Raw genomic sequence first — 18398 nt, 5'->3', positions numbered from 1 at the left:
GCCGTTCCAGCATCTGCCTCTGCGCTGGCGGGCGTTGACCCTGATCATTCTGGGAGACCTCTTCGGCGCGGCGCTCGCATTTGAATCTGAGATGCCCGAGACAGTGCGTTGGCTGTTCAGCAGAGCCGTGCCCGTGCATCTGCACCAGAGGCGGCGATCGGACGAAGAAAAGAGCTCCATTGACCGGGCCAAAGTAAGAGTCCAGAGATTGAGTAAAAGCCCGGTCCACCGATTGAGTGAGAACTTCCTCGACGAAAGACGCGATTTCGGGCGAATCCACCCATGAAATCAAAACGACACGTGCATGTTTCTGAGGGTATCACCTATGTGTCCGATAAGGCAAACTTATTGGACATAGCGAAGAGCTGCGGGGTGGGGCGGTTTTTACATCATATTGTGGACGAAAGCGCCGCCAGGAGATAGCCTTGTGGCATGACATATGTTGCTGACAGCATCGACACGTTACCGCGGATGCCGTCTTGGGTCACCTCTGGACGTGCCGAAACCCTTGAAGATGTGGCGTTTTTGTCAGGCGCAGCCTTGAGCCACCTGCATCTTGTGCTGAACCAGGATGACGTCCCCCAAACCTTGCTCAGACAGCGGCTCGCGCTGCGGGCTGCCGAGGCTTGTGCGGCGCATCAGGGACGACCGGAAAGGGCGCGCGAGCTGCGCGATGCAGTCGCATTCCTGCAGCCGGGTGACAGTCCGGGGCCGGCGGGTGAGGTTTATCTGTCGTGGCGTCGCGCGGTCGAGCGACCGATATCGGTAAAGGCGCTGCACCGGGCCTTGCCGGAGTTGGCGCCAGATCAGATTGCAGTGTGGCTCGACGGGTACGACCCGTGCGGCGCGAGGCAGAGATCACCGATCTCCCGAACAGCCGCAGTTCTTCAGTTGGTTCTGGAAGAGCGCCCGCGCGATCATAGGGCTGGGCTCCTCTTGGCAGAGGCGGCCTTGGCCCAGGCGCTCGGATGGTCCCACGTCCTACCGCTTCTGGCCCTCGGATTGAAGCGCGCCGATTTGCGGAAGACTGGCGTGGAACTGCGCCTGGCCTGCCATCGGGCGATCGCGGTAGGAGCCTGTGCGGCGACGCGTGAGATTGGTGAGTTGGTCCGGCGCGCGGCCCGATTGAAGACCGTGGCACCGAGATTGAGAGCGAAGGGCGCTGATGAGGCTGTGGCTCTGTTCCTGAGCCGCGACGCCGTTGCACCGGGGCACCTGATCCCGCTGCGATCTGATCGTGCGGCACGTCGTTTCTGCGACCGGCTTGTTGAGCTTAGGGCCGTGCGCGAGTTGACGGATCGCGACACCTTCCGGCTCTACGGGATCTGAGGATGGCGAAGGACCATAGTGACCAAGCGCTCGACCGGGAACTGGAAGACCTGCCTGCGGACCTGCGCTGGCGCGAATGGATGCGTCGGATCGAGGCCGTGCTCTTCGCGAGTGCGTCCCCGGTGCCGCGCGAAGACCTTGCCCGGGTGGTCGGGCAGGGGGCCTCGGTCGATCTGCTCATCGACGATCTGGCCGTCGATCTCGAGGGGCGGTCCTTCGAAGTGGCGAAGGTCGGACACAGCGTGTCAGGCAAAGGCGGATGGGTGTTGCGGACCCGACCGGCCTATGCGGCGGCGATCCGCGTCGCTGCAGATGTCAGCGATCAGGACTTTGATCTGCGCGAGTTCGACGTGACCGTTCTGGCTGCTATCGCCTATCACCAGCCGATCACGCGGGAAGGCTTGAAGGACATCTTCGGCAAGGAGATCAGCCGCGATCTGATCGGGCGGTTGCACGCGCGGGGCCTGATCGGCACCGGCCCACGGTCGCCGCGGCGTGGCGCGCCCTACACCTATGTGACGACGGATCAGTTCCTGGTCGCCTTCGATCTGGAGTCGCTGCAGGACCTGCCGGATCGGGAGCAGCTCGAGGATGCAGGGTTGACGGAGGGGGCGGCAAAATGACTGTAAACCGACGTTGGGTTTTGAAGGCACTGGGCGCGTGCGCGCTCAGTGCCTGTGGTAACGCACCGGTCCGCGGCCCCAGCGTGTCCGGGTTGTCCGACGACCTGCGACCGCAGCCCAATGCCGCCTATGACGCCTGGGTCCAGGCGTTTCGGCAGCGGGCCCTGCGGCGTGGTGTGTCGCAGGACACGCTAGCGCGCGGATTTCGGGGCACCGGTTATCTGCCCGGAGTGGTCACGCGGGACCGGAACCAGCCCGAGACGCGGCGCACGCTGGAGGATTATCTGAGCATTGCCGTCTCGGACGAGCGGGTGGCGCTTGGGCGCGCGGCCCTCAGGCAGAACGCAGCCCTTCTGGCCCGGATCGAGGCGCGGTATGGCGTTCCGGCGTCGGTTGTGACGGCGATCTGGGGGCTAGAGAGCTTTTATGGTGCGCGGCGCGGTGATGTGCCGGTGGTGTCCGCGACCTCAACCCTGGCGTTTGATGGGCGGCGCGGCGCGTTTTTCGAAGAACAGCTGACGACTGCATTGAAGATTTTGCAGGCGGGCGAGGTCAGCGCAGACCGTCTGCGCGGCTCCTGGGCCGGTGCAATGGGTCATACACAGTTCATCCCGACGTCCTACACGGCTTTTGCGGTGGACTTCGATGGGGACGGTCGGCGCGATGTCTGGTCGGATGATCCGACGGATGCGTTGGCCTCTGCCGCTGCGTATCTGTCGCGCAACGGGTGGCGGCGGGGACTGAGCTGGGGGCGCGAAGGCACATCGGGCGGGCGCGTGATCCAGCCGCAGGCCGGGGGCCCGCGTTTTGCGGTGACGGCGAATTTTGCTGTCATCAAGCGCTACAACAACTCCGATAGCTATGCGATCGGGGTTGGGCATCTGGCCGACCGCCTCGCCGGGGGTGGCCCGTTGCGTGGAGGTTTTCCGCCAGACACGTATGGTCTGACGAAACAGGACCGTATTGCGTTGCAGCGCGGGCTGACGGCGCGGGGCTTTGACACCGGTGGCGCGGACGGGGTGGTCGGATCGAAGACTCGGGCGGCGATCGCGGCCTATCAGCGGCAGGCCGGCCTTGCCCCGACAGGAGATCCGTCGCTTGGGCTTTTGGCGCAGGTGCGGGGGTAGGGGTGTATTGCGTTGCGGATGTGTTACCGTTCAGGAGGTAACGGGTTGGGCCAATTGATCTTCAGATGGCGAAGCTCTTGCGTTGCGGTGGTAAGTTGTCGTGGTCGTAACCGCACACGGTATCGGGCGGTGCAAGTCTGGTGATACTGGCGGGTGTTTCGTGCGGTATCTAACGGACAAATTGTGTGGCTCCTAATGGACATTTGGTGATACTTCTCTTAGGCATCTCGTGAGATGACTGACCTCGATGATTTTCTGCCGCGCCACCTGACGTCCGAGTTGCGCGATGCCCTGGCCTCCGCGCGGGTGGTTAACCTCGTGGGACCACGGCAGGTGGGGAAGACGACGCTTGTGCGTGAGCTCTTTGACGAGGGTCGTTTCGTGACCTTGGATGATATGGCGGTTCTGGCGGCCATGGACGCAGATCCCGAGGGCCAGCTGACAAGCCTTGCGGAAGATCACGGCACAGCACCGATTGTCATAGATGAGGCGCAACGATCCCCAAAGCTCGCTCTGTCCATCAAGAGGATCGTGGATCGGAACCGCCGGAGAGGGCAGTTTGTTCTGACGGGGTCTTCCAACGTTTTTACGACCGCAGATGTCGCGGATTCTCTGGCTGGTAGAATGCGCACCCTCAAGCTTTGGCCGTTGTCGGTGTCTGAGGTCAACCGGACCCCTGTGAGCCGCCTGATTGACTGGGCGATGCAGGATGCGCCGTCGCTGGTGCAAATCGACGATCCCGCACCTCTGGGTCGCAAAGACTATATCGACCTAGTACTGGCGGGTGGCTTTCCGGAGACCCGGACACTTCCCTTGCGGTCGAGGCAACGCCAGTATCGCGACTATGTCGATGCGGTTGTCGATCGGGATGTGGCCGATATCATGCCCATCCGCAAGCCGGATGCGCTGCGCCTTTTGATTGATCAGATGGCCGCACGAACGGCGCAAGAGATCAACACATCGGAAATGGCAAAACTAACAAAGCTCAAGCGCGAGACGGTTGATCAGTACCTTGATATTCTCATGCGGCTCTCGATGGTGAGCAAGCTCGGTGCCTGGATGCCGGGAGAAGGAAAGCGAGATATCAAGCAGCCCAAATTCCATTTTGTCGATACCGGCATTGCCACGGCGCTGCGCCGGTTGAACGATAGATCGTTTGAGATTGGCAACAGCCCGGAAGCCCTGGGCGGTCTTTTGGAAAGCTTCGTGGTTGGCGAGTTACAGCGCGCATTGCCGATGCAGGACTGGGATTACCGGCTTTATCACTGGCGCAGCGCAGACCGGCGCGAGATCGACATTCTGATCGACGCGGGTCGCAGCCTGGTCGGAATTGAGGTCAAGTCCGCGGCCACGGTTTCGGCCGATGATTTCAAGCACCTGAAGTGGTTCGCAAGCGATGGGCCAGGCAAGGGGCGCAACGTCGTGGGTCTGGTGTTCTATCTTGGGCGGGACAAGCTTACCTTTGGAGACGGAAACTTTGCTCTTCCGCTTAGCGCGTTTTGGACAAGGGTGGGACTGAGCTAGGTGATACCCTCGGTAGGATGGGCGGATTCCGGTCTTTCGCTGCAACGCAGCGGCAGGCTTTTGAGGCTGCCAAAGCGGACCTTCAATGTCTGGATTTCCGGGCACGCATGAAGTTGGCTTCATAAGGAGTAGCGACCCTTCGCTGTGGCATTGAAACCGATTTATTGGGTGAGCGAGAGGAGGATTCTATCTGCTGGATGTGGCTGGGTCTGCAAAGGACTTGTAGAGTCCATTGACAGCCAAACGATGAAATACTACGCCGTGCGCATTCTCAGGGCAGGGTGAAACTCCCTACCGGCGGTGATAGCCCGCGAGCGCCATTCTTTGGGATGGGTCAGCAGATCCGGTGGAACTCCGGAGCCGACGGTCATAGTCCGGATGGAAGAGAATGAGGTGCGCGAGCAAAACCGGCGTGCGTGCTTCTGTATGCTCTGGGATTCTGTCATTTGGAAAGGATCTAGAGCAATGACAAAATCCCCAAAATTCGCGTTTATCAAGGCACGGTGGCACGCCGAGATCGTTGATCAAGCGCATGCCGGATTTGAGCAGCGCTTGGGCGAACTCGACGCGGATGCCGCGATCGAAAGCTATGATGTGCCTGGTGCGTTCGAGATGCCGCTCTTGGCACAAAGGCTGGCTGAAACGGGCCGGTATGATGCTGTCATATGCGCAGCGCTGGTCGTTGATGGCGGCATTTACCGCCACGATTTCGTGGCGCAGGCGGTTGTCAGCGGATTGATGGAGGCCGGTCTGAAAACAGGCGTGCCGGTTTTGTCTGTTTCCTTGACCCCACATCATTTCCAGCCGACTCCAGAGCATCAGACCTTCTTCCACGAGCATTTCGTCAAGAAGGGGCGTGAGGCCGCCGAGGCAGCGATAGACGTGGCGGCCCTGCATCGGGGCCGCAACAACGTGGCGCAGGCCGCGGCCTAATTTTTCAGGTGACGGGCGGTGCGGCAGGGTTGGGGCTAACCAGGCGCTCAGCGGTGAACTTGTCGGTCATCAGAAGGTCGATGATGCCGGTCTTCAGCGCACCTCTGATCGCTTCGGTCTTGGCCTTTCCGCCCGCCAAGGCCATCACCCTGTCCACCGCACTCAACTCCTCCAGCGTTGTGCCGATCACTCTGTCGTCGAGCGGGCTTTTGACATAGGCTCCCTCGGCGTCAAAGAAGCGCAGGCTCATGTCGCCGACCGCGCCCGACGCTGTCAGATCGGCCAGCTCGCGGGGCGAGAAGACGTTGCCGCTCCGCGCCAGCATGCCTGAGGGTTCGACAGCGCCGATCCCGACAATCGCGAGCGTGATCCGGGAGAAAAGGTCCATCGTTTCGCGCACGAAGGTGTCGCCCAGCAGAACCAGCTTGGCTTCGCGCGACTGCGCGACGCCAGGCGCGCTGAGTACGTGAGGTTCTGCGCCAGTTAACTTCGCCAACCGCGTCACCAATTGGTTGGCGTGCATCTGTACAGTAGGATTGCCCATGCCTCCGAGCATCTGCACGACATATTTGGCCTTGCCTGATTTCATCGGATGGATGTTCTGCACCATCTGGAAGATGGTCTCGGACCAGCTTGAGACGCCGATGATTTCGTCAGTCTGGAGGGTCGCTTCGACAAAATGGGCGGCGGCCTCGCCGATCCGAGCCATGATCGCACCGTCCCGGTCTTCCGTGCATTCGACGACGACGGCCTCGGACAGGCCGAACTGCTGCCGTAGTCCGGTTTCAAGGTCTGCATATGTGCCGGACGGCGACACGACGGTCGTGCGGACGATCTCTTCGGCCTGTGCCTTCTTGAGCATGCGTGAAACGGTGGCCTGAGAAATACGCAGATGCTGTGCGATGTCTCCCTGCCGCTGACCTTCGACGTGATACATTTGCGCCACGCGCGCTATCAGACGAAGTTCGTGTACACGGGCCATCGGGATTCCTGGCTTGTCAAGTTTCTGAATATTTATTCACTATATTTACATGAGGGTGCGGGCAACGGCTTTTCTCCATCCGTGCAGCCTGGCCTGCCGCACCTGCTTGTGTGTCGCTGGGAGTATTTCAGGGCCATGTTGTGCGAGACGACCCACCTCTTCGAGGTTTTGCCAAAACCCGGTGGCAAGCCCAGCAAGGTGGGCCGCTCCGAGGGCCGAGACTTCGGCGTTTCGGCATGGAGTGATACTGTGGTCGAGGTAATCGGCAACCATCTGCATCAAAAAGGGACTCTGGCTGGGGCCGCCATCAACAGAGAGCCGCCCGATACCCTTGGCCGTGTCCGCCATAATCGCAAAGACGTCGTGCACCTGCAGCGCGATGCTCTCGGCGGCGGCGCGCGCGATATGGGCGGGCTCTGATCCGAAGGAAAGCCCCGTGATCAATCCGCGGGCCTCAGGATTCCAATATGGCGAGCCAAGGCCCACATGGGCGGGCACAAGGGAGACCCCGTTCGCGTCGGGGACAGTCTGTGCGAGACCGAGCAGGCTTTCCACGTCTGCAAGACCCAGCAGTGTGGCTGTCCACGGCAGGATGGACGCGCTGACGAGGATGTTACCTTCGAAGGCAAAGGTAGATTTCCCGCCCATCGACCAGGCGATGGTAGTGGTGATCCCGGGCGGCGGTGCTATGAACTCTGTGAGTGTCGTCATCACCGATGACCCGGTGCCGAAGGTGATCTTTCCATCGCCCGGGCCGAATGCCCCATGACCAAAAAGCGCGGCATGGGAATCGCCGATGGCGGAGGCAATGGGCACGCCGTAGGGAACAGCATGGACTTTTTTCGTTTCGGCGAACACATGAGAACTGTCGTGCACTTCGGGTAGCATTGATGGGTCGATTCCAAAGAGCTCGCAAAGCCGCGCGTCCCAGCAGCTTTCAGAAAGATTGAAAAGCTGCGTCCGGGCGGCATTCGATCGGTCGGTCGCATGGACCCGGCCGCCAGAAAGTCGCCAGATCAACCAGCTGTCGACGGTACCGATGCAAATATCAGCCGCGTCCTTTCCGTGGTGTTCCAGAAGCCACGCCACTTTGGTCGGCGGAAACAGTGGATCAAGCGGCAGGCCGGTGCGGGCAATGACCTCGGCCTCGTGCCCTGCTTCTTTCAGCGCATTACAAGCCTCGGCCGTGCGGCGACATTGCCATGTGATGACTGGGCCGAGCGGTGTTCCGGTCTGGCGGTCCCAAATCAGGACCGACTCGCGCTGGTTCGAGATGCCCAATGCAACGATTTCGGTATCCGGAGCTGCGGTAAGACAGGCGGACATGGCATCTTGTGTCGCGTGCCAGATCTTGCCCGCCTCTTGTTGGACCCAACCTGACTGCGGGTGTTCGATGGGAACGGGTGCCGCGCCACTGGCGATGATCTCGCCGTCTTGCGAGACGAGGACGGCCTTCGCGTTCGTCGTCCCTTCATCAACTGCAAGAATGGCGCGCTGCCGCATGCTGTTATTCTTTCCGTTTGATCAATGCGCTGGCGCTTTCTGCGATGGCTTCGGGCGACATGCCGAAATCATCAAGCAAGGCATTCGCCGAGGCTGTGTGGGCAAAGACGCCGGGCACGCCCAAACGCGTCATTGGAACTGGCGCCTGATCGACAACCACTTCGGCCACGGCGCTGCCAAGGCCGCCAAAGGTGGTGTGCTCTTCGCAGGTCAGAATCGCTCCGGTCTCCTGCGCGGCGCTCACGATGGCGTCTTCGTCAATGGGCCGGACGCTGGCCATGTTCAGCACCCGAGCGTTGATCCCGCCCTGCTCCAGCAAAGTCGCTGCGATCAGAGCCCGGTGGGTCAGGACGCCATTGGCAATGATCGTCAGATCACCGCCATCATGTAGCAGATTGGCCTTACCAAGCTCAAAAACATGACCCTCTGGCAGCAAGTCGGGAACCCCGACACGGCTTAGGCGCAGGAAGCAACCGCCTGTGTAGGCGGCGGCCCACTTGATGACGGCCGCAGTCTCATTCCGGTCGGCGGGGGCCACAACAGGCACATTCGGCAACGCGCGGATCCACGCGAAATCCTCGATCGAGTGATGGGTCGCTCCAAGCTCGCCATAGGCCATGCCGGATGAGATGCCGACCAGTTTCACATTGGTTTCTGAATAAGCAACGTCGGCCTTGATCTGTTCCAGCGCTCGCCCCGTTAGGAAGGGCGACGCCGCGCAGACAAACGGGATTTTTCCCCCATTGGCCAGCCCGGCCCCGACGCCGACCATATTCTGTTCTGCAATGCCAACATTTATCAACCGCTCGGGAAACCTGTCGCGGAAACCACCCAGCTTTGATGACCCGACCGAGTCGTTGCACACCGCGACGATGTCGGTGTTTTCGCCGCCAAGAGCTTCAAGAACCGAGGTAAAGGCATCCCGGCAGTCGTGCAGTTTTGCGCCTTCGAACGGGTTGCTCATTCCATTGCTCCCTCAAGTTCGGCCGCCTCAAGTTCAGCCATAGCCTGCTTGTATTGTTCTTCGTTGGGCACCTTGTGGTGCCATGCGACGTTGTCGGACATGAAGGAAATGCCTTGGCCCTTGTTGGTGTGGGCCACGATACACTTCGGCTTCCCTTCCGTAATGGTATCGGTCGCAAGAGCCGCGCAGATCTGATCCATGTCGTGGCCGTCGATCTCTTCCACAGCCCAACCAAAGGCTTCGAGCTTTGGGGCCAGCGGGGCAAGGTTGTTGGTGTCAGCCAGTCGCGCCCCCTGCTGAAGACGGTTGTGATCAATGATAAGCGTCAGGTTGTCGAGCTTGAACTGAGCTGCGGCCATGATGGCTTCCCAATTGGAGCCTTCCTGCATCTCGCCATCGCCAGTGATTACGAATGTGCGCCAGCGCTCACCATTCAACTTCGCCGCCTTCGCCATGCCCACGCCTATTGGCAGTCCGTGCCCCAGAGGGCCGGTATTGGTTTCAACGCCCGGCACCTTGACGCGATTGGGATGGCCGTTGAGGCGGGATTTGTGCTGAAGGAAAGTCGAGATTTCTTCGGATGGAATGAACCCCTTCTCGGCCAATACAACGTAGAGCGCCAGAGCAGTATGGCCTTTGCTGAGAACCAGACGATCCCGCTGATGGGCCTTAGGGTTCTTCGGTTCCACATGCATGATCTTGAAATAGAGCGCAGTAAGTATGTCGGTCACTGACATCTCGCCACCGATATGTCCCGCACCTGCCTCGAAAACGGCCTGAAGGTCGCGTCGTCGGATCCTGTTTGCCAGTTTGCGTAGGTCTTCTGGGGTCATTTTTGAGCCCTTTGCATAAATATTCGCTAATAGCTAAACATACATTTCCATACTGCGTCAAGGAATGGATTGTATGTCTCACTGGGTTTGTTCTGTTGACAGGGCCGGATTTCTAGGGATAGTATTTTTCATCATCTGTGCATAAATATGCGCACGGGAGGGTTGAATGTCAGAATCGAGCGTCAATTCGCAAAGGGGGCGTAAGCTTGCGGATTTCTTTTCTTTGGGTGGCGCTACAGGACCGCTGATCGGACTGATTCTGCTGTGCGCGTTCCTCACATTCGCGACCGATTCGTTCTTTTCAGTCCGCAACTTCCTTAACATTCTGGATCAGGTGACCGTCATCGGGATCATTGCAGTTGGCATGACCTTCGTCATTCTGCTGGGAGGGATCGACCTTTCGGTCGGATCAGTTCTGGCGCTCGCTATGATGGTTCTGGGCTACCTCAACGTCGAAGCCGGGTTGCCGATGGGGGTGGCGATACCAGCCGCGATCGGCGCCGCCGCCGTCGCCGGGCTGATATCGGGTCTACTGATCACCGAATTCAAGGTACCGCCCTTCATCGCGACGCTGGCCATGATGTCGATTGCGCGCGGGTTGGCGAGCATGATCACGAACGGGTCTCAGATCATCGGGTTCCCGGCCTGGTTCAACATGGGGGCCATTATCCGTTACGGCGGTGTGCTCACAATGACAGTCGCCGTGATGTTTGTGGTCTTCGCTGTCGCCCTGCTGTTTCAGCGCTACCGAGAAGGAGGCCGCGCGCTTTATGCTGTAGGTGGCAACCCCGAGGTTGCCCGTCTTGCTGGCATTAACGTCAATCGGGTCACGGTGCTGGTCTATACGGCCTGCGCAGCCCTGTCTGGTTTGGCAGGAGTGCTTCTGGCCGCCCGCCTTGATGCGGTGCAGCCGACAATTGGTATCGCATACGAACTCGACGCTATTGCGGCGGTCGTAATTGGCGGCACAAGCCTCTCGGGTGGTACCGGCGGAATTGGCGGCACCATCATCGGCGTTCTTATCATCGGGGTGCTCCGCAACGGGCTGAACCTGCTCAGTGTGTCACCCTTTCTACAAGCCGTGATCATCGGATTGGTGATTGTAATGGCTGTCGCTGCCGAAACCTTCAAGCAGCGCAAAGCATAGAATTTGGCAGCGGCAGGCGTCGCTTCCATACCCCAAGGCCCGAACGGAAATCGGGTTTCCAAAGTCCCGCAAGCTCGGGCCAACACGACAAATGGAGGAGACTACCAATGACGAAAACACTTAAGGCCCTGATGGCCGCAACCGCACTCGCCGGTATGCTGCCTGTCGCAGCTGCAGCAGATGGGCACGCCGGCATCGGGATCGAGAAGATCGGCCTGGCTGTGCCAAACTTGCAGGCGGATTTCTTCAACCAAATCAAGCTGGGTGTTGAAAACTACGCAGCCTCTCTGGGGATAGAGGTGATCACCGTCGACGCCAAGGGCGACACCGCCACCCAGGTTAGCCAAGTGCAGGATCTGATGACCCAAGGCATCGACGCCTTCATCTACATCCCAGCTGGTGCGGCTGCGGCTGCTGTTCCGACGCGTCTGGCACGTGCCGAAGGTATCCCGGTCATCAACGTTGACCGCGAGCCTGACGGCGAGCCTGGCGATACCGTGATCTACGGCGAGAACGTGATGTCCTCTTACGAGGTCTGCTCGTCGATCATCGAACGCGCTGGCGGTTCCGGCAAGATGGTCATCATCCATGGCCAGAAAGGGACCACTCCGGAAGTTCAGCGCTTCGAAGGCTGCAAGATGGCCATCGACGAGAACCCCGGCGTTGAGCTGGTCGCTCAGCAGTGGACCCAGATGTGGTCACCGGATGAGGGTTTCTCAATCGGGCAGAACATGCTGCAGGCCAACCCTGACATCAAGATGATCTTTGGTCAGGCAGACGGCATCGCGATGGGCGCGGCTAAGGCGGTTGAAGCGGCCGGTCTGGCTGATCAGATCGTGGTTGGCGGCTATGACGGCGACGTGGCAGCTCTGGAATCGCTCGCCCGCTGTGATACGCCGTTCGTTGTAACGGCGACGCAGAGCACCCAGGCGATGGGCGTTCTGGCCGTGAACTCGGCGATTGCGGTGTCCAAGGGCGCGTCGGTGCCTGCACGCCAGATCCCGAACGCCGTGCTGACCGACTGCGACAACGCAGCTCAATTCGTCGAAAAGCACCCGTAAGAGCTCGGGCGAAGGGCAGCGCAATGACCAAGACCGACACATCTCCGATCCTGACGCTGAAGAACATCTATAAGTCCTTTGGACCGATCGAAGTTCTTCACGGCGTGGACCTTGAGATGCGACCGGGAGAGGTTGTTGCGCTGCTTGGCGAGAACGGCGCCGGCAAATCGACGCTGTCCAATATCATTTCCGGCACAATCCTCCCTTCATCCGGAGAAATGACGTGGCAGGGCGCGCCCTATGCGCCCGCCACACCACGTGAGGCGATTGACGCTGGGGTCGGCATGATCCACCAGGAGTTACTCTTGTTGCCGCACCTGTCTATCGCTGAGAATGTATTTGTCGGGCGTTATCCGATGAAGCACGGTCGAGTTGACCGTCGCGAGATGGAGCGGCGCGCGCAGAGCGGTCTGCAACGTCTTGGCCTCGAAGTTTCGCCGCGCCGCGTCGTGCAAGGCTTGTCGACTGCCAGCCAGCAACTGATCGAGATAGCCAAAGCGCTCACCCTGAACGCCAAGCTTCTGATCCTCGACGAGCCAACCGCGGCGCTTGGGGGCGAAGAAACCAAGCTGCTGTTCGAGCAAATTGAACGTCTGAAAACCGAAGGCGTCGGGATCATCTATATTTCCCACCGTCTGGAAGAGATCAAACAGATTGCAGATCGTATCGTCGTGATGCGGGATGGCGAGAAGGTGCAGGAATTCGACACCGCTGACATACCGGTGCGCACCATCGTCGAGGCAATGGTCGGCCGCAGCATGGATCAGATGTTTCCGCCACTGGCCAGCCCCTCAGACGACATCACGCTGGAAGTGCGCAATCTGGGCTCTGCCCTTGGTCACTTTCATGGCGTGAACTTTAACGTGCGTCGGGGCGAGATTTTCGGGATCGGGGGACTGGTCGGCGCGGGCCGGACCGAGCTTGTGCGTGCCATCGCCGGCGCCGATCCGATCGCGGAGGGCACGGTGCTGCTCAATGGCGAGGATATCACCCCACGTTCGCCGCGCGCGGCGATTGATAACGGCATCGTCCTCGTGCCCGAAGACCGCAAACAGCAGGGAATCATCCTGAGCCATTCTATCGCCGAGAACATCGCCTATTCGAATTTCGAATCCGTCGGTAAGGCGGGCTGGATCACCGCCTCGCGGGTGCGCAATTTCGCCAACGAGAATATCGGCAAGTTCGGCGTCAAGGGTCGCGGCCGCCAGAACGCGAGCGAGATGTCCGGCGGCAATCAGCAAAAGGTGGTGATCGCCAAATGGCTGGCGCGCAATCCCCGGGTCGTGCTTCTGGACGAACCGACGCGCGGGATCGATGTGGGCGCGCGCTCGTCGATCTATGAAATCATTCACGGGCTGGCGGTCGAAGGCGTTGCCGTGATCGTGGTCAGCTCGGATCTGGAAGAGGTTCTGGGCGTATCCAACCGCATTCTGGTCATGGCCGCAGGTCGTCAGACCGGCATTCTGGACCATTCCGAGGCCAATGATGTCTCGGTCATGGAACTGGCAACGGCCTGAGCAGGCAAGGAGGCTGGGACATGAAGCGTTTCGTGGGCAAGACCGCCTTGATCACCGGAGGCAACCGTGGGATTGGCTTGGCTGTTGCGGAACGGTTTGCCGAAGAAGGCGCCAATGTCGTGATTGCCTCGGTCGAACCACAGGTCGAAGAGGCCGCCGCCGCCCTGCGCGCAGCCGGGGCCAAGGCCATCGGGGTGATCTGCGACGTGACCAGCCGCGAGGCTGTGACCGTGCTGTATGACAGAGCCGAGGACGAATTCGGCAGCGTCGATATCTCGATGCAGAACGCGGGGATCATCACCATCCGCCGCGTCGAAGATCTGAGCGAAGACGATTGGGACGCCACCATGGCGGTGAACACCAAGGGCGTGTTCCTGTGCTGCCAAGAAGCAATCGCGCGGATGCGCAAGTCCGGCAAGGGCGGACGGCTGATCAACACGGCCTCGGGTCAGGCGCGCGATGGGTTCATATTCACGCCCCATTACGCGGCTTCGAAGATGGGCGTTGTCGGAATAACCCAGAGCCTCGCCAAAGAGGTGGCGCTGGAAAAAATAACCGTCAACGCGATCTGCCCCGGCATCATCCACAGCGACATGTGGGACTACAACGACAGGATTTGGGGCGAGATGCTGGGCGACTATGCCCCGGGCGAGTTGATGAAGGATTGGGTCGAAAACAAGATCCCAATGAAACGTGCCGGCAGCGGCAAGGACGTGGCCGGGCTGGTGGCCTTTCTGGCCAGCGAAGACGCCGACTACATCACCGGCCAAACCATCAACGTCGATGGCGGCCTGATCATGTCGTGACCGGAATGGCCCATCTAACCCAAAGACAACAATTGGAGAAGACCTGTGGAAGATATCTCACTGAACGCACCTAAGATGTTTGATCTGTCCGGGCGCGTGGCGCTTGTGACCGGTGCTGGCAGTGGCATCGGTCAGCGCATTGCCTTGGGGCTTGCCCAATGTGGGGCAGATGTGGCGCTGCTCGACCGGCGCACCGATGACGGTCTTTCGCAAACCGCCGACTTCATCGCAAAGGCCGGACGCAAGTCCATTCAGATCTCCTCGGATGTGACATCTGGCGCGGCGCTGGCCGAGGCGGTCAAGCAGACCGAAGCGGAACTTGGTCCGCTCCGGCTGGCCCTGAATGCGGCGGGCATTGCCAACGCGAACCCCTGCGAGGAAATGGAAGAAGACCAGTACCAAACCCTGATGGACATCAACATGAAGGGTATCTGGCTGTCCTGTCAGGCCGAGGCGCGCGCGATGCTGGCACATGGGCAGGGTGGCTCAATCGTCAATATCGCCTCCATGTCCGGTGTGATCGTAAACCGGGGTTTGAACCAGGTGCACTACAATGCCTCAAAGGCAGGCGTGATCCACATGTCCAAATCGATGGCAATGGAATGGGTGGACCGCGGCATCCGTGTGAATTCGATCAGCCCCGGCTATACCGCCACGCCGATGAACACCCGCCCAGAGATGATCCACCAGACAAAGGAATTCGAAAGCCAGACTCCGATGCAGCGGATGGCGAGCGTTGACGAGATGGTGGGGCCTGCCGTGTTCCTGCTGTCGGACGCGGCGTCCTATTGCACCGGCGTGGACCTGCTGGTCGATGGCGGCTTCTGCTGCTGGTAACGAACGGGCAGGAATTGAGAAGGCTGCGGTAAGTTTCTCGTAGATCAGCGAAACAAGTGTAATCGCTTGTTCAATGCGCGCAAAACAGCGAGGGATTAGAAACTTGCTGGTGGTCCGATGCTTGAGCATACCGACGCATCGAAAGCCCGCGATGTGTGAGTTCGACGAAACCCGAACTTCGCGCTTGCAGCGAATGGCCGCAAAAAGTGCGGCGACCGCAGAACCTTGACCGGTCGGTGAATGGCAGGAATGGGCCGGGTAATCTCCGCCATTTTCAGTTAATCGAAGCTAATGACGTACTCTTTGGATACATGGTGCGACCGTTTGGGAACAGCACTGAGCCAACTCGCGAAGGTTCAAGTGCCTTTTCTTGAAGCATATTGGCAGGTGAACTCTTATCCGACACAAGTGTCATTCAACGGAGTGGATGAAACACCGTTTCCAAAAGATGACTTGGCCCACCTCTATGATCTCGCGCGCATGGCCTCACGATCCGCTGAGAAGAAGTACTACAAGACGCTTCGCGAAGTGCTTGACCCGGTAAGAGGTATCCTGAGGTCACACCCATCACTCGCTAGGGCACTTGGGACGCGCATCGGTAACGACGAGTTTCATGTCAAAATTTTGAACGGGACTTCGCTCACTTGGCTAACACAGATCGTGGCTGGACTTCTGGAACGCGCACATGACCTTGGAGATGGCGGGTATAGGAAAGCCGCGAACGAACTTGGATCAATCCTTGATCTGAGTTCGACGACATTAGAAGTTGATGTCCCAAACGGGCTCGATTTGGGCTACGACTTGCTGCTATTCCATGGTCCCGAAATTGGCAACGAATTTGAGATTCAGAAGGGTTTAGTGGTCAAACCCGCTTCCGCCCTCTCCGACTATCTGGATCGCGAATGGATCCGGGATTTTGTGCCGGAGGAGATGGATCGACGTGATTGGCGGCAGATCGGCGCTGTGGTGCGACCGTTCAAATGGCGACCTGCGTTCCGGAGGAAGACTGACTATCGGGAGGAGCGTCCCAGCTGGCCGCCAAGATTTGAGGAGGGCGCTCTCACGTTTTTGGAGATCCTGTCCATCGCGAACCAAACTCCGATCATACCTTTCATGTTGATGCACGGATGTGTGCATCGATCGGCACATGGCTTGTTAGGGTTAACTCACAGCCAAGGTGGTTCCCAACCGATCCGTCAAGTTGGACGTCGGCGCGATCCTTTTCGAGCCCCACCGCAACTTCAGAACAGCTCGGTCGATTTGGCTAAACAAGCCTATAACAAACGGAGCGATGAGGAATTTGAACGTCTTGCGCCAGTCATTCATCGCCTTTCAGAAGCTTTGGCTCGCTCGGGGCGTTTTGGTGCCAACGACCGAATTCTGGACATTTCGCAATCGTTGGAGTTGATGTTTAGGCCCAAAGGCGGTCGGATCAGCCAAAAACTCCAAGATGGGATGTCAGAATTGCTGGGTGCCAACGAAACACATAAGGGCGACATACGAGCTGCAATCAAACGGTTCTATGACGTCCGCTCAGCGATCGTGCATGGCGCAACCGACGCAAAGCGCAAGCGCAATTTGGAGGACTGCCAAGGCGCATTTATCAGCGGCCTCAATCTGACCCGGCAGGCACTGTTCAAGATGCTTCTGAGTGATACCGGAAGCCGTGACTAATTCTGCAAGGTCACGGTTGTCTGCGGACCGAGAGTTCGAAAAAATCGGGATCGCGCACCGGCAGCGAATGTCGGCTAAGCTGTTGCAGACGCAGCAACTCTTAGATTTAGCCAACGGCAGGTATGGGCCGTGAAAAACGCTTGCGGAATGGTTGAACCAGCATCAGCCACTTGAAAAAAGGGAAAACGGCTACGAGCATTTCTGAAGCAAATATGAGGTATTGGCTTACAATAGTAGCACGCCCGTGATCTGCTTGCGAAGCGCTACTCACGTAGCCTCTTTTGACGCACACGCCTTTTTGGGCAAAGGATGATCAGCCTGCTTTCAAAGGCCTGCTTCTGGCTGAATTGGCGACCCGCATCTTCGAGAATTAATTTCGGCGGACCACGCATAACATGCACCCGGCCAGTGCCGTATGGATATTGATGAACGCAATCTCGTCGTTCGCCAGAATGCGCTCGACTTCGTCGCCGACGTCCTCTCCTTCAGACAAAGTGTTCATTGCGTAATCCATAAGCCCGTTTTCGCGAAACGCGCGCAGGGCTACGAACCTGTTGCTTACAATTTCGGGAACGCTTGTTCCGCCAATGTGACGCGTGCAAGCTCCCTTGCACAAGAATACGGCCGTCGGCTGGGCATAGACACTGTCGGGCAGGTGGAGCCGGTAAGAAAAGAGCAAGGCACCATCCTCTTTACCCGCTTCCTTGAGGCAGTGGCGGCAGGGATACGTACCACCATCCTGAAAATGCAGGATTCTGTTTCCCATCTCATCTTGCCGGTTTTGGCGGTGCCAATCTGCCACCGACGATGGCATTGCTTCGAACTGGTAGCGCATCGAAGTCCTCTGGTTTTCGCCGGGAATAGAGTTCAAGGGCGTCTCGTTCGACCCGGTTCCTGCTGTTTGTGGTGTTGCCACGACGGGCGGCAAGATTTTATCCTAGGGGGGCTTCGTTCAGTCGATTGATTGCGACTTTGCCGGCCTCCACAATCTGCGTCGCTTCTGCGTCGGACTGAGCCAGCCGGGCAAGTGTTATCGTCCCCACCAAAAGCGCCAGAGTTGCAACGCCATCATCTGCGGTCTTGTCCTCTGTACTGTTGAGCATGGCAGAGATCCGGTTGATCGCATCTGATGCTTCCGACCGAACACTATCTCCGAGCCGGGTCACCTCTGATCCGTTCGCGGCGAACGGGCAGCCTTGCCCGGGGTCTGCCACATGACCGGTTGAGAGATATTTTGCGATGTAGTCTGCGCGCTTTTCACCTGCGGTCCCCCCTTCCGCCTTGTACAAAAGCTCATCGGCAGACCGCTCAAACGCTGTGGCGACAAGGTCTTCCTTCGAAGCGAAGTGGCGATAGAACCCGCCCTGCGTGAGTCCCGCTGCTTGCATCACGTCCGATACGCTGGTGGCGCTGATGCCGTTCTCCCGAAACAGCCGCGCTGCCGCATCTATGATCCGTTCATGGCTCTTTTGTTTTTCGGCTTCCGACATTCTCGGCATGCACCTGCCTCCCGGGGATTGACATTATAGAGGTTATAT

General features: G+C 59.1%; 17 protein-coding genes, 1 pseudogene and 1 riboswitch. Of the genes and pseudogenes, 12 read left to right on the top strand and 6 right to left on the bottom strand.

The window, feature by feature from the left end; all coding sequences use genetic code 11:
* The 6 genes and pseudogenes from Q1A71_RS21465 to Q1A71_RS21440 form a co-directional block, all read left to right on the top strand.
* Positions 1 to 286 (top strand): annotated as a pseudogene (locus tag Q1A71_RS21465) (hypothetical protein); the annotation flags it as partial.
* A 146-nt stretch (positions 287 to 432) separates the two neighbouring features.
* Positions 433 to 1329: a DUF1403 family protein gene (locus tag Q1A71_RS21460; RefSeq protein WP_299681624.1), complete on the top strand. Its 897-nt coding sequence runs from the start codon at positions 433 to 435 to the stop codon at positions 1327 to 1329.
* A 2-nt stretch (positions 1330 to 1331) separates the two neighbouring features.
* Positions 1332 to 1952: an SMC-Scp complex subunit ScpB gene (locus tag Q1A71_RS21455; RefSeq protein ID WP_299681621.1), complete on the top strand. Its 621-nt coding sequence runs from the start codon at positions 1332 to 1334 to the stop codon at positions 1950 to 1952.
* Complete coding sequence (locus Q1A71_RS21450; RefSeq protein ID WP_299681618.1) at positions 1949 to 3079, top strand: lytic murein transglycosylase; 1131 nt, start codon at positions 1949 to 1951, stop codon at positions 3077 to 3079. The genes Q1A71_RS21455 and Q1A71_RS21450 overlap by 4 nt, the downstream gene beginning before the upstream one ends.
* A gap of 234 nt (positions 3080 to 3313) precedes the next feature.
* Complete coding sequence (locus Q1A71_RS21445; protein ID WP_299681616.1) at positions 3314 to 4603, top strand: ATP-binding protein; 1290 nt, start codon at positions 3314 to 3316, stop codon at positions 4601 to 4603.
* A gap of 263 nt (positions 4604 to 4866) precedes the next feature.
* Positions 4867 to 4997, top strand: a riboswitch (FMN riboswitch).
* A gap of 71 nt (positions 4998 to 5068) precedes the next feature.
* Positions 5069 to 5536, top strand: coding sequence for a 6,7-dimethyl-8-ribityllumazine synthase (locus Q1A71_RS21440; RefSeq protein ID WP_299681634.1), 468 nt, complete (start codon positions 5069 to 5071; stop codon positions 5534 to 5536).
* 4 nt (positions 5537 to 5540) lie between these two features.
* Here Q1A71_RS21440 and Q1A71_RS21435 read toward each other — a convergent pair whose 3' ends face one another.
* From Q1A71_RS21435 to Q1A71_RS21420, 4 genes are read right to left on the bottom strand one after another with little or no spacing between them, the layout of a single operon-like run.
* Positions 5541 to 6518 carry a sugar-binding transcriptional regulator gene (locus Q1A71_RS21435; protein ID WP_299681613.1) on the bottom strand — a complete coding sequence of 326 codons (978 nt, stop codon included), beginning with the start codon at positions 6516 to 6518 and terminating at the stop codon, positions 5541 to 5543.
* Positions 6519 to 6563: 45 nt separating this feature from the next.
* Positions 6564 to 8021, bottom strand: a complete 1458-nt coding sequence (locus Q1A71_RS21430) for an FGGY-family carbohydrate kinase (protein ID WP_299681610.1) — start codon at positions 8019 to 8021, stop codon at positions 6564 to 6566.
* Positions 8022 to 8025: 4 nt separating this feature from the next.
* Positions 8026 to 8985 carry a transketolase family protein gene (locus Q1A71_RS21425; protein ID WP_299681607.1) on the bottom strand — a complete coding sequence of 320 codons (960 nt, stop codon included), beginning with the start codon at positions 8983 to 8985 and terminating at the stop codon, positions 8026 to 8028.
* Complete coding sequence (locus Q1A71_RS21420) at positions 8982 to 9818, bottom strand: transketolase (RefSeq protein ID WP_299681604.1); 837 nt, start codon at positions 9816 to 9818, stop codon at positions 8982 to 8984. The genes Q1A71_RS21425 and Q1A71_RS21420 overlap by 4 nt, the downstream gene beginning before the upstream one ends.
* Before the next feature lie 166 nt (positions 9819 to 9984).
* Here Q1A71_RS21420 and Q1A71_RS21415 point away from each other — a divergent pair, with 166 nt between their 5' ends.
* The 6 genes from Q1A71_RS21415 to Q1A71_RS21390 all read left to right on the top strand — a co-directional run bounded on the left by Q1A71_RS21415 (position 9985) and on the right by Q1A71_RS21390 (position 16860).
* Positions 9985 to 10965: an ABC transporter permease gene (locus Q1A71_RS21415; protein WP_299681600.1), complete on the top strand. Its 981-nt coding sequence runs from the start codon at positions 9985 to 9987 to the stop codon at positions 10963 to 10965.
* A gap of 107 nt (positions 10966 to 11072) precedes the next feature.
* On the top strand, positions 11073 to 12026 hold the full coding sequence (locus Q1A71_RS21410; RefSeq protein ID WP_299681597.1) for a substrate-binding domain-containing protein: 954 nt from the start codon (positions 11073 to 11075) through the stop codon (positions 12024 to 12026).
* Positions 12027 to 12049: 23 nt separating this feature from the next.
* Positions 12050 to 13543 carry a sugar ABC transporter ATP-binding protein gene (locus tag Q1A71_RS21405; RefSeq protein ID WP_299681594.1) on the top strand — a complete coding sequence of 498 codons (1494 nt, stop codon included), beginning with the start codon at positions 12050 to 12052 and terminating at the stop codon, positions 13541 to 13543.
* Between the two features lie 20 nt (positions 13544 to 13563).
* A complete protein-coding gene (locus Q1A71_RS21400; RefSeq protein ID WP_299681591.1) occupies positions 13564 to 14349 on the top strand; it encodes an SDR family oxidoreductase in 786 nt (261 codons plus the stop codon).
* A 45-nt stretch (positions 14350 to 14394) separates the two neighbouring features.
* On the top strand, positions 14395 to 15186 hold the full coding sequence (locus tag Q1A71_RS21395) for an SDR family oxidoreductase (RefSeq protein WP_299681588.1): 792 nt from the start codon (positions 14395 to 14397) through the stop codon (positions 15184 to 15186).
* A 324-nt stretch (positions 15187 to 15510) separates the two neighbouring features.
* Positions 15511 to 16860 (top strand): HEPN domain-containing protein, encoded by a 1350-nt coding sequence (locus tag Q1A71_RS21390; RefSeq protein WP_299681585.1) that lies wholly within the window; start codon positions 15511 to 15513, stop codon positions 16858 to 16860.
* 370 nt (positions 16861 to 17230) lie between these two features.
* Here Q1A71_RS21390 and Q1A71_RS21385 read toward each other — a convergent pair whose 3' ends face one another.
* Both Q1A71_RS21385 and Q1A71_RS21380 read right to left on the bottom strand, forming a co-directional pair.
* Positions 17231 to 17731 carry a DUF1203 domain-containing protein gene (locus tag Q1A71_RS21385; protein WP_299681582.1) on the bottom strand — a complete coding sequence of 167 codons (501 nt, stop codon included), beginning with the start codon at positions 17729 to 17731 and terminating at the stop codon, positions 17231 to 17233.
* Between the two features lie 61 nt (positions 17732 to 17792).
* The gene (locus Q1A71_RS21380) at positions 17793 to 18359 is read right to left on the bottom strand and encodes a TetR family transcriptional regulator (protein ID WP_299681579.1); all 567 of its coding nucleotides are present in this window, start codon (positions 18357 to 18359) and stop codon (positions 17793 to 17795) included.
* Positions 18360 to 18398 lie beyond the last annotated feature (39 nt).

Origin of the sequence: uncultured Roseobacter sp. (assembly GCF_947493125.1) — a bacterium.
Taxonomy (GTDB): domain Bacteria; phylum Pseudomonadota; class Alphaproteobacteria; order Rhodobacterales; family Rhodobacteraceae; genus Roseobacter.
Note: the sequence above shows the minus strand (reverse complement) of the source record. Positions and strands in the feature narration are given on the sequence as shown.